Consider the following 11,621-nt stretch of genomic DNA (forward strand, 5'->3'; position numbering starts at 1 on the left):
CTGTTTTTCGATTGGACAGTGGAAGGTAGCTATTAAATGGCTACCTTTTTCCCTTTTTATTTTGAAGGAGTTAAAGATGTAGAAGAGGTGAATAGACTTGACTAAACGAAACAGAATCATTTTTCACTTAGACATGAATAGCTTTTATGCATCTGTAGAACAAGCACATAACCCTTCTTTAAAAGGTAAGCCAATCGCAGTCGCTGGAAATCCGAAGGAACGTAGAGGAATATTAGTAACATGCTCCTACGAGGCAAGGGCAAGGGGCATTTATACAACCATGTCAGTATGGGAGGCTAAAAGAAAATGCCCAGAACTAATTTTATTGCCTCCTAATTTTGAAAGTTATAGAGCCGCCTCAAAAGCAATGTTTGATATATTACGGTCTTATACTCCAATGGTAGAGCCTGTCTCTATTGATGAAGGCTATATAGATTTAACTGATGTTGATATGCAAGATGATGCAGTAGCATTTGCAAAATCCATTCAACAAAGAATATTGCGAGAGTTAGATTTACCTTGCTCTATTGGAATTGCCCCTAATAAATTTTTAGCTAAGACAGCCTCCAATATGAAAAAGCCGATGGGTATTACTGTGCTTAGAAAACGAGAGGTCGCGCAACAGCTTTGGCACTTACCAGTAATCGAAATGCATGGCGTTGGAGAAAGTACCTCTAAAAAACTAGAATCATTAGGTATTATAACCATTGGCAATATAGCTAGTGCCAATCCTGAAATTTTAAAATCAAAGCTAGGTAAAGCTGGTGTGAGGTTATATAATCGTTCTCATGGCATAGATGATCGTGAAGTGAATCCAGAATCTATTTTTGAAACAAAAAGCGTAGGTAATTCTACTACATTACCATATGATGAAACAAATATGGATGAGCTTCAAAAAGTGCTCAGAAGACTATCTGGGAAAGTCGCGTCACGGTTAGAATCTAAAAACCTCGCTGGACGTTCTATCACAATACATATTCGGGATGCTAGTTGGAAAAATAAAACGAGAAGTAAGACTGTAACTAATCGCATCTTTAAAGAGGATGAAATATTTCAGCTAGCCTATCAATTATTTGAATCAGCTTGGGATAGCGAGCCTATTCGATTGCTTGGCGTCACAGTTAACAATGTATTTGATAAGGGAGAATCAGTAGAGCAATTATCTATTTTTAACTATGAAGAACATGCAAAAGAGGAACCAATATTAAAGCTTGTGGAGCAGCTTCAAACTAAATTTGGAGCAGGGATTATTAAAAGAGGTATCAAGTTGGATAAAAAACCATCTTTTGAATCTAAAACAAGTTTTAGTAAAGACTTTTTAGATGACCACGAAAGATAAAAAATCAATTTATTAAGAACAGGGGTTTTACGAGTAGATGAAGAAAACAAAAACACCAGAAACGATAGGCAGAATTATTATGATTATTGTAGGGGCGGTAATTGCGGCCTACGCACTAGAAGCAGTATTGATTCCAAACTCTGTAATTGACGGCGGAGTGACAGGTGTCAGTATCATGGGGAATTATTTATTTGAGATCCCTTTAGGAATCCTACTATTTGTATTAAACATTCCTTTTATTTATTTAGGCTATAAACAGGTTGGTAAGACGTTTGCTTTATTTAGTATCATTGGTATCGCTGCATTATCAGTCTCAACTGTTTTGTTACATCATATTAATCCGATTTTAAGTGCGGAAGACCCGTTACTTGTTGTATTATCAGGTGGTGTAATGCTTGGTGTAGGTATTGGTATCGTTCTTCGTAACGGTGGTGCACTTGATGGAGCAGAGGTACTGGCAGTTCTAGTCTCACGTAAAGTACCATTTTCAGTGGGGGATATAATATTATTTATTAATGCATTTATCTTTGTTGGTGCAGGGTTCATATATGGTCTTGAGAGTGCACTGTATTCAGCTACCACTTATTATATTGCTAAAATAGTAATTGATGTTATTCAAGTAGGTCTTGAAAAATCCAAATCTGCTAGGATTGTTAGTAAACATTCAGAGGAAATTGGAGCAGCCATTCAGGATAGACTTGGTCGAGGGGTAACCTATTCGAATGGAAGAGGCGGATTTACCAATGAAACAATTGACATTGTTACGTGTGTCATTACTCGAATGGAAGAAAACAAACTAATTACAATTATTAAAGAAAAGGACCCAAGTGCATTTGTAGTAATTACAGATGTAGCAGAGGTTCGCGGCGGCAGTTTCAAAAAGCGTGACATTCACTAATCATAGACCGTTAAATGAGTTTAAAACTCGTTTAACGTTTTTTTGTAGCTATCTATAAGTTATGATATATATTTCAGGAAACAATAGCATGTTTGTATAAGTGCTAATAATGAACATACTATTGTCCCAAGCGCTCATAATGTTAAAATGATATATAACGAAGATTATATAAAATAAGGAAGTTGGATATATATGCAAATTTTGTTTTTAGGTACCGGAGCAGGTATGCCCTCTAAGCAACGTAATACAAGCTCGATGATTTTAAAGCTACTGGAGGAACGAGGGACTTATTGGATGTTTGATTGTGGGGAAGCAACCCAGCATCAAATCCTCCGAACAACTATTAAACCGAGAAAACTAGAAAAAATATTTATCACGCATTTGCATGGAGATCACATTTATGGTTTGCCAGGGCTTTTAGGCTCTAGATCTTTTCTAGCTGGAGACGAGCAGCTAACGATATACGGTCCAAAGGGTGTAAAAGATTGGTTAGAGGTTACTTTATCTACGTCCCAAACTCGATTAAAATATCCTCTTCAAATAGTAGAGATAGAAGAGGGAATAATCTTTGAGGATGAACAGTTTATTGTAGAAGCCAGATTGCTTGAGCATGTTATTCCTTGTTATGGTTTTCGTGTAACCCAAAAGCAACTTCCTCCTGAGTTACTAATCGAGAAGGCAGATGCTCTAGGGGTTCCAAGAGGTCCATTATTACGTTTATTAAAATCCGGTGAGGATGTTGTATTACCAGATGGTAAAACAGTCAAGAGCTCTGATGTAACAGGACAACCCAAAAATGGGTTTAAGGTTACCGTTTTAGGTGACACGAGACACTGCGAAAATTCTATTGTTTTAGCAAAGGACTCAGATATATTAATACATGAGGGTACCTTCGACATTGGGACGGAGGAGCTTGCCAGAGAATATGGGCATTCGACAATTATTGATGCAGCAAATGTCTGTGAAAGTGCTGGAGCTAAGCATTTAATAGTCAACCATATTAGTGCTCGTTTTATGGCAGAGGATTTGAGAACTTTGCTAAATCAAGTTTCTTCATATAATTTCCCTATTTATATTGCAGATGATTTTAACGAGTTCAATTATATAAACGGTCAATTAGAAAAACTGGAAAACTAAACATACTAACATTAGTAGTACACACCAAAACCATGGTTTGTACTACTATTTTTCCGTAGTAGAAGAAGGGAGGTCGACCCGCTTGGGTGGCTAAGAGTTCCTATCATAGATCTTCTTCACCCCCTAAATTCTTGATTTCACGTTTTTATTTGTTTTTAAAGCCCGATGGTTTTTTGTAAGACATCTCTCATTTTTATTGTTTAGAGAGGAGGCGGCTACTCCTGGAGGAACAGCGGGAGATGGAAGCCGTGTCCCTGGAAAGCGTCCGCTGTAGCGGAAAACAACTGCATATCATAGGAGTAGAAGCCCCGAAAACTTTACCTAGTAGCAGAATTTTCGAGGCTTTTTATATTTAGAGATTTGCCCCAGCTTTTTTTCTGACAGTAAGTCTATGGATGGTTTCTGATCACCATGTTTTCGTTTCCCTATTCAAATTGCTTCCCAAGAATTCTTGATTTTTGCTGGGCTGCATCTATGCATGCAAAAATAGCCTCGTCGACCTTGTGTGACATGAGCTGCTCAATGCCTGCCTCTGTTGTACCTCCTGGACTCGTAACCTTTCTTCTAAGCTCAGAAGGCTCTAAATTGCCGTTCATCAGCATATGCGCTGCCCCCTTCATCGTTTGAAAGAATAATTGACGGGCATCTTCCTTACTTAGCCCGTGCAAAACAGCCGCTGCTTCAAATTGTTCAGCAAAATAGTATAGATACGCTGGTCCGCTACCAGACAGAGCGGTTACGACATGCATATCTTCCTCTTCTATTAACATAACAGTTCCTATTGATTCTAATAAGTTTATTATTACCTTTTTAGATAGATCATTTATTTTGTCATTACAGCAAAGGGCAGAAGCACTCAAACCAACAGAGGCAGAGGTGTTTGGCATAACACGTGCAATTGGTCGCTCTCCAAGGTACAATTCTATTGTTTGGATGGAAACACCCGCAATGACAGATACAATTGTAGCCGTCTTATTTATATATAACGAGATATCTTTGCAAGCTTCTACGGCATCTTTTGGTTTCATAGCAAGAAATACAATGTCTGCTTTTTGCAGAGCAAGCTTTTTTGAACACATAATATTGATTTGATACTTAGATTGTAAATACTGAAGGTGTTTCTGATCTGATTTATTCATGACACAAATGGAATCTGGAGAAACTTTATTTTCCTCCAATAAGCCGTGGATAATAGCTTCAGCCATGGAGCCAGCCCCTACAAAAACTATATTAGTCATACGTTTATCCTCCTTCAAGTTAGTTCATATCTACAACTTTCCTTTAGTAATAATAACCAAACGTTAGATAACAATAAATTATCTTCTAAATACCCTTCCAATTATCAACAACGAGTTATATCAAATGGGGAGTAATAGGCTAAAAAAAGCATCCTTTTTATTGCTTTGAATATGGAATTCCTTGACTAGTACATTTATCATTTTTTGAAAGCCTTCCATCCACTCACCCCTAGATTTGAATATAAAAAAACGCTCCCGTCCCTATATTAAATAAGGACGAAAACGTTTGATTTCCGCGGTACCACCTAAGTTTGCTATAAAATAGCACATCTTTTTCCTTCTTATCGCGAAGGTCACGACTATGTTTACATAGTAGCTCCGAAGCAGGTTCCTTATATGAGAGGGAGATGAAATTTTCAGCAGGCATTTCACTCTCTTTACTCCATCATATATGTACTAGTCTTCTTCATAGCAAGAATTATCTGAATTAATGAAATTATAGAGGTCATTTTACAAAAAGTCAATCTAATTTAGTGACTCCTAACTTATTAACCTGTAAAATAAATGAATAGTCATTCATGTAAAGGAGAAACAAAAAGATGATACATAAGATAATTATTCCGACGCCTTTTGCTGTAGGGGATGTTAATGCATACCTTATAAAAGGGGATGTACTTACTCTAGTAGATGCAGGGCCAAAAACGGAACAAGCACTAGTAGCTTTAAAAAGTGGTATAAACGAAGCAGGTTATGATCTTAATGATATAGAACAAGTCATCCTTAGTCATCATCATCCTGATCATTCGGGTTGGATCGAGGCGTTTGAAAAAGCGCAGATTCTAGGACACAAATATAACCAAGTATGGCTAAGAAAAGATCAAGAATTTTTATCTTATCATGATGAATTTTACTATAACTGTTTGGTCGAGGAAGGTGTTCCTGAACAATACTTAAAATGGATTGAAAAGATGAGGAGACCATTAAATTTCATCGGTAATCGTTCATTAGATGCGATGTTGAAGGAAGGAGATACAATACCAGGTCATCCAAATATGCAGGTTTTAGAAACTTTGGGTCATGCGCAGAGTCATATTTCCTTATGGGACGAACAAAATGGGGTGTTAATTGGTGGGGATTTAATCCTTGAAAAAATTTCTTCTAATCCATTAATAGAGCCACCGTTGGACAAATCCGCACCTCGTCCAAAATCGATGCTTCAGTATAATGAAGCGTTAAAAAGAGTGCAAGCATTGGGCGTTCAAAAAGTATACAGTGGCCATGGAAATGAGGTATTTGGAGTCGCTGATTTAATATCCTCTCGTTTAGTAAGACAACGGGAGAGAGCATTAAATGTTCTTGAAATGATGAAGGATGGGGAAAAGACTATTTTTGAACTAACTCAGAGGTTGTTTCCAAAGGTCTACGAAAAAGAGCTTGGTTTGACGTTATCTGAAACAATCGGACAAATAGATTATTTAATGGACAACGGTCTCATTCAAGAAAAGCGGACAGACGAAGGAATTCTTTTATATGAACAAGCGTAAGAGGATTCTCATTACTGGTGCCACAAGTGGTATAGGATTTATGCTGGCGCTACAACTGCAAAAGGATGGTCATGAGGTGTATGCAACAGGGAGAAATACTAATGCCCTAGATCAGCTGGAAAAGCAAGGAGTCCATGTCCTTGTTGCTGATTTAACGACAGAAACGGCTTATGGAAATCTCTTTGAGAAGGTGGAAACCCCAGATGTTGTCATATTAAACGCAGGAGTGGGTACCTTTGCTTATCTAACAGATTTAAAGGAAGAACAGATAGATCAAATGCTGAGTGTGAATGTAAAAGCACCTATTATGCTCACCAACTATTTTGCAAAGCTGATGAAAGAGAGAAATTCAGGACATTTTATTATTGTAGCATCACAGGCAGGTAAGGTTGCCACACCTAAGGCTTCTGCGTATGCAGCAACTAAGCATGCAATCATTGGGTTTGCAAATGCAGCCCGAATGGAGTTAAAGGAATATGGTATTCATGTGAGCACTATTAATCCTGGTCCGATAGATACTCCATTTTTAGATTTAGCAGACCAAACAGGGGGCTACCGTGAGAAAATGAGCAAACATTTGCTTTCTCCTCAAAATGTTGTAGATGCTATTAAGAAAGTCATTGATAAGCCTGTTAGAGAGGTAGATTTACCTTTTTATATGAGTTTCACTAGTAAGTTATATGCTGTTTTTCCTAAAACTGTTGAATTACTAGGTAAAAGCTTTTTCAATAAAAAATAACGAAAAAACCAATCAATGCTATAGTTGATTGGTTTTTTGTATGATCAAGATACTTTTCCTTGATAAACATTCAATAGTTGATCGAGCTCTTGGCTACATGCTACTACAACAGGATGAGTAAACCCGAGACTTTTTGCTTTTTTGTACATATCATTTCTTTTACTAGTTATTAAGATCAATAATGATGTTTCATGCCACTTGGTTTCCACTGATAATTTCCTCCGTTTAACAGATTTTTACTGTAATGGTTTCTTGGTATAATGATGAACTTTTTTTATTGTAAAGTATCATTAATGAAAAATTTGTCAAACTGTGGAGGAAATTAAAATATTTTTTATTTTTTTATTGTATTTATGCATCTATGTAGTAGAAATGTTGCTTCCTTGTACTCTATCAAAGAAAATTTGACTAGTATTTTAATATCCAAGTATATGGATATTATTAACCTAGGTACTTAGTACTTATTTCAAGTTCTTCAACTGCATAATCCATGCTATTGACAAAATACGCTTTACGATCTATATGAGAGCTAACGGATATATGTAATTGCTCATCCACGAAATGTAAAGCAACTCCATCTTCTACTGCATAACCAGGTTTCATTTTGTTTTCAGCAATCATTTCTTTATAAGCTGGTCTTCTTTTACTTTCTCCATCGTAGTGGGGACAATTACTTCCTTTTAAAATTCCAAGACAGTCAAGCTTATATAACGGACCATTTAATGGATCGGTCAGTCCTTCCTCAAACCAGCAAATAGAACCTGCACTAAGACCTGCTAAAATAATACCTTTTTTATAAGCCTTTAAAATAATGTTATCTAGTCCCCATTCCTTCCAAAGCACTAGCATATTTCGAGTATTTCCTCCACCGACATACAGAACATCTTGCTCCAAAATAAACTCTTCCAAGTCACTAAAGTTGGGCTCGAATAACGAAAGGTGAGAGGTCGCGCACTCTAGATTATTAAACGATTCGTAAAACCTGTTTGTGTAGTTGTCTTGATCCCCACTCGCAGTTGGTATAAAGCAAACTTTAGGTGATTGCTTCTTTGCTTGTCCTAATATGTATTGATCTAACAGTGGATTGTCTGGCTCCATGGAGAAACCACCGCCACCCATTGCAATAATTTGTCTCATTTTAACACTCCTTCTATAGTTAATAGTTAATGTTCTACATAAGTTCATTCGAATGGTGGAAGTAAGGGGTATATATTACATGATACAATTCATCGAAAAGGGGACAATGCGATGAATCATTGGCAAAATAGCATAGCTCAAACAAGAATTGCAAGACCTACTGATAAGTTAAGTCAGGTTATTGAGTTTTACCACAAAGGCTTAGGATTAAAGAAAATTGGAAGCTTCAAGGATCATGACGGCTACGATGGGGTGATGATTGGTTTGCCAAACAAGTTGTACCACTTAGAATTTACTGCTCATAAGGACGGGTCACCATGTCCTAGTCCTTCTAAGGATAATTTACTTGTTTTTTATATTCCTCAAAAACTCATTCTAGACACTCTAGTTAATCAATTAATTGATATGGGATACCCTACTGTCTCATCAGAAAATCCATATTGGGAGAAGAATGGGGTTACATTTGAAGATCCAGACGGGTGGAGAGTGGTGCTCATGAACGATTCAGGAATCTGACATATTAAATAGATTGCAAATGAAGAGGCTGGGACATAACTGGTAAATAAATTAAAAGAAGTGAAATAACAACGTGATTTCACTTCTTTATTTTTTTTAAGGTAACTTATTTTTTTAGGCTATATAAAAAGATAGGGTTGATTTATGAAGCAAATAAATCTTTAAATTAGAAAGTAGAATTGATTTCCGCACCAGCCGGACGCTTTCCGCGGGGTGAGCGATAAGCCATCACCCATCGCTTACGCGCGTGGTTGTGATGTCTTATCTGTCTCACTCATCCCGCCGGAGTCGCCGTCTGGCACTCCAATCAATAATGCAAACGGCTTTTATACAGCGATAAAGATCTATAAAATTACTCGCATAAACAAAGCTTGGAAATAGACTCTCACCACATTTCATAATCTATTTATGCTTTTAATAGTTCTTTGAATTGTCACTTTTATAATGTTTACAGTCACTATAAAAAAGAAATTTTTAATCAAAATCAACTAATAGCTTTAACAATGTTTTTTTAATAAAAAGTTCTCTTTTATGTTTGTTTGGAGAGGAGGCGGCGACTCCTGGGGGAACAGCGCGAGCTGAAAGCCCCGCAGGAGCAAAGCGACGAGGAGATTGAAGCCGTGCCCCCGGAAAGCGTCCGCTGGAACGGAAAACAACAATGCTTTATTTTAAGGGAACTTTTGTCCCAGCCTCTTCAATATTATATACAGCAGGACGCTCCTACTAACACCGCACTTCTTTGAGACAAATGTATTTTTATTTAAGAATGCCAGTTGTGTAATTAGAATTTTTAGATAATAAAATATTATCATAGTATTTAAGCAATGTGAACAGCGTATGACGACTACTGGACTTGGGGAATTTATTATACATATAAGTTATTTTGGTTTAGTAATGCTGTACGGTCATCTATGAGCAATAAACTCTATTAAAAGAATAGTTTTTTGTTGACATTATACCTGTAGGGGTATAATGTAAGTGATGAAAGTAAGTGGAATTTAACCTGATAATTAATCTTTTCAAGAAAATTTTCATGTATGCATTGCAGTAGCAGAAGTTATTATAACAGTCTTACGTAAGCAATGCGTGATGACATGAGCAGAATAGAACCATCGTGTTTTTCAAATTAAAAGGTTCTTGAAACGGTAGCTAGTGATATAAACAATCATATGGAGGTAATATGGATGAAGAAAATAGTGGTTATTGGTGGTGTGGCTGGTGGAGCTTCGGCAGCTGCCAGAATTCGACGCTTAGATGAGCAAGCACATATAGTTATGTTTGAAAAAGGTCCTCATGTATCTTTTTCAAATTGTTCATTACCATTTCATTTAAGCGGGATCGTAGAAGATAGCAAACGTCTATTAATGATGACACCAGATTCCTTTGAATCGAAATATAATATTGACGCACGTGTTAACAATGAGGTCGTTTCGATTAACCGTGATGAAAGAACGGTAACGATTAAAAATGCGGAAACAGGTGAACTCTCTAATGAATCTTATGATAAGTTAATCTTATCGCCAGGAGCAAGCCCTATTATACCAAAGCTACCTGGAACAGATTTACCACATGTATTTACTGTGCGAAATGTAGTCGATATTGAAAAATTACAAGATGCGATTGTCAAAAAAGACGCAAAAAATATTGCGATTATTGGTGGTGGATTTATAGGTGTAGAAGTGGCTGAAAACCTTCGCTTAGCTGGGCGTGATGTTGCATTGATCGAACATGCACCTCAGATTCTCACTCCATTTGATGAAGATATGGTACAAATATTGCATAAGGAAATGATGGATCAAGGTATTCAGTTGGTGGTAGACGATGGCTTAGCTGAGATTAATATGTCCTCTATTACTTTAAGCTCTGGCAAAGTAATAGAAGCGGATATCGTAGTATTGGCAATTGGTGTTCGTCCAGAAACTTCCCTTGCGGTTGAGGCAGGACTGGAGATTGGTGAGACAGGCGCCATTAAAGTAAATCAAAATTACCAAACAAATGATACAAATATATATGCGGTTGGAGATGCAATCGAAGTATATCACCGTTTAATGAATAAACCAACACGTTTAGCATTAGCTGGGCCAGCACAGCGTCAAGCACGTGCAGCTGCAGATCATATATATGGTATTCATAATGCAAATAAGGGTGTAATTGGTTCTTCAAGTATTCAAGTGTTTGATTATGCAGCTGCCGCTACAGGATTAAATGAACGTACTGCGAAAGAAATTGGCATACCAGTGGATGCAGTGTACGTAATTGCTCCAGATAAAGTTGGGCTGATGCCATCGAGCAACCCATTACATTTTAAATTGATTTATGAAGTTCCTACAGGACGTATTGTTGGTGCACAAGCTATCGGAAAAGGTAATGCAGATAAGCGTATCGATGTAATAGCAACCCTAATTACAATGAATGGAACAATTGAAGATTTAAAAGACTTAGAGCTTTCCTATTCTCCAATGTTTTCTACTGCTAAAGATGTTGTGAATTTAGCGGCACTGGTGGCAACGAATATGATGGCAGGACGTTTTAAACAAGTACGTGTAAGTGACGTACGTTCATTAGTTGAATCGGGAGCATTTATTGTAGATGTGCGAGAGCCCAATGAATTTGCAATTGGAGCAGTGAAGGGTGCAAAGAATATTCCTTTAAGTCAGTTACGTGAGCGCATGCATGAGATTCCAAAGGATATCCCTGTATATGTTCATTGTCGTTCAGCACAGCGCAGTTATAATGCTGTCATGGCATTAGTGCATAGCGGTTATGATGAAGTTTTTAATGTTTCGGGCTCATTTTTAGGAATAAGCTTATACGAATATTTTAATGATCAGCAGAAAAATCGTGAACCAATCGTGACGAAATATAATTTTAAATAGCTTTGTTAAAGTTATTGGTTGACTTGGATAGACATTGCGTTTTTATACTGACTGTACATTTTAAATGGCTAGTTAGTACATAAATAGATTATAGCTACAGCCCTACTCCATTTATTGATTGGAGCGCCAGACGGCGACTCCTGTGGGATGAGTGAGACAGTTAAGTCATCACAACCGCGCGCGTAAGCGACGGGTGA

The 11,621-nt window shown here is 37.1% G+C and carries 10 protein-coding genes and 1 other annotated feature; of the genes, 7 read left to right on the forward strand and 3 right to left on the reverse strand.

The window, feature by feature from the left end; all coding sequences use genetic code 11:
• The first annotated feature begins 97 nt into the window (after positions 1-97).
• From MKX96_RS09500 to rnz, 3 genes are all read left to right on the forward strand, one after another.
• Positions 98-1,339 (forward strand): DNA polymerase IV, encoded by a 1,242-nt coding sequence (locus MKX96_RS09500; RefSeq protein WP_340883337.1) that lies wholly within the window; start codon positions 98-100, stop codon positions 1,337-1,339.
• A gap of 37 nt (positions 1,340-1,376) precedes the next feature.
• Entirely contained in the window at positions 1,377-2,237 is an 861-nt protein-coding gene (locus MKX96_RS09505) for a YitT family protein (protein ID WP_340883338.1), read from the forward strand.
• A 192-nt stretch (positions 2,238-2,429) separates the two neighbouring features.
• Positions 2,430-3,374, forward strand: a complete 945-nt coding sequence (rnz, locus tag MKX96_RS09510) for a ribonuclease Z (protein WP_340883340.1) — start codon at positions 2,430-2,432, stop codon at positions 3,372-3,374.
• A gap of 425 nt (positions 3,375-3,799) precedes the next feature.
• Here the strand turns inward: rnz and proC are convergent, their stop codons facing one another.
• Positions 3,800-4,612 (reverse strand): pyrroline-5-carboxylate reductase, encoded by an 813-nt coding sequence (proC, locus tag MKX96_RS09515; protein ID WP_340883341.1) that lies wholly within the window; start codon positions 4,610-4,612, stop codon positions 3,800-3,802.
• Positions 4,613-4,881: 269 nt separating this feature from the next.
• Positions 4,882-5,091 (reverse strand) — a binding site (T-box leader).
• A 120-nt stretch (positions 5,092-5,211) separates the two neighbouring features.
• On the opposite strand from proC, the gene MKX96_RS09520 reads away from it, so the two are divergent.
• Entirely contained in the window at positions 5,212-6,156 is a 945-nt protein-coding gene (locus MKX96_RS09520) for an MBL fold metallo-hydrolase (protein ID WP_340883342.1), read from the forward strand.
• Positions 6,143-6,895, forward strand: coding sequence for an SDR family NAD(P)-dependent oxidoreductase (locus tag MKX96_RS09525; protein ID WP_340883343.1), 753 nt, complete (start codon positions 6,143-6,145; stop codon positions 6,893-6,895). The genes MKX96_RS09520 and MKX96_RS09525 overlap by 14 nt, the downstream gene beginning before the upstream one ends.
• 44 nt (positions 6,896-6,939) lie before the next feature.
• Here MKX96_RS09525 and MKX96_RS09530 read toward each other — a convergent pair whose 3' ends face one another.
• A complete protein-coding gene (locus MKX96_RS09530) occupies positions 6,940-7,104 on the reverse strand; it encodes an aspartyl-phosphate phosphatase Spo0E family protein (protein WP_251552987.1) in 165 nt (54 codons plus the stop codon).
• A gap of 232 nt (positions 7,105-7,336) precedes the next feature.
• Positions 7,337-8,032 (reverse strand): Type 1 glutamine amidotransferase-like domain-containing protein, encoded by a 696-nt coding sequence (locus MKX96_RS09535; protein ID WP_340883344.1) that lies wholly within the window; start codon positions 8,030-8,032, stop codon positions 7,337-7,339.
• Positions 8,033-8,143: 111 nt separating this feature from the next.
• On the opposite strand from MKX96_RS09535, the gene MKX96_RS09540 reads away from it, so the two are divergent.
• Both MKX96_RS09540 and MKX96_RS09545 read left to right on the forward strand, forming a co-directional pair.
• Positions 8,144-8,548 (forward strand): VOC family protein, encoded by a 405-nt coding sequence (locus MKX96_RS09540; protein ID WP_340883345.1) that lies wholly within the window; start codon positions 8,144-8,146, stop codon positions 8,546-8,548.
• 1,184 nt (positions 8,549-9,732) lie between these two features.
• On the forward strand, positions 9,733-11,424 hold the full coding sequence (locus tag MKX96_RS09545) for an FAD-dependent oxidoreductase (RefSeq protein ID WP_340883346.1): 1,692 nt from the start codon (positions 9,733-9,735) through the stop codon (positions 11,422-11,424).
• Positions 11,425-11,621 lie beyond the last annotated feature (197 nt).

The sequence above is a fragment of the Psychrobacillus sp. FSL W7-1493 genome, from assembly GCF_038004905.1.
Taxonomy (GTDB): domain Bacteria; phylum Bacillota; class Bacilli; order Bacillales_A; family Planococcaceae; genus Psychrobacillus.

What these genes read in the sequence shown, in the direction of transcription:
- MKX96_RS09505 (WP_340883338.1), top strand. Translation starts at nt 1,377, where the DNA reads ATGAAGAAAACAAAAACACCAGAAACGATAGGCAGAATTATTATGATT.
- rnz (WP_340883340.1), top strand. Translation starts at nt 2,430, where the DNA reads ATGCAAATTTTGTTTTTAGGTACCGGAGCAGGTATGCCCTCTAAGCAA.
- proC (WP_340883341.1), bottom strand. Translation starts at nt 4,612, where the DNA reads ATGACTAATATAGTTTTTGTAGGGGCTGGCTCCATGGCTGAAGCTATT.
- MKX96_RS09520 (WP_340883342.1), top strand. Translation starts at nt 5,212, where the DNA reads ATGATACATAAGATAATTATTCCGACGCCTTTTGCTGTAGGGGATGTT.
- MKX96_RS09525 (WP_340883343.1), top strand. Translation starts at nt 6,143, where the DNA reads ATGAACAAGCGTAAGAGGATTCTCATTACTGGTGCCACAAGTGGTATA.
- MKX96_RS09535 (WP_340883344.1), bottom strand. Translation starts at nt 8,032, where the DNA reads ATGAGACAAATTATTGCAATGGGTGGCGGTGGTTTCTCCATGGAGCCA.
- MKX96_RS09540 (WP_340883345.1), top strand. Translation starts at nt 8,144, where the DNA reads ATGAATCATTGGCAAAATAGCATAGCTCAAACAAGAATTGCAAGACCT.
- MKX96_RS09545 (WP_340883346.1), top strand. Translation starts at nt 9,733, where the DNA reads ATGAAGAAAATAGTGGTTATTGGTGGTGTGGCTGGTGGAGCTTCGGCA.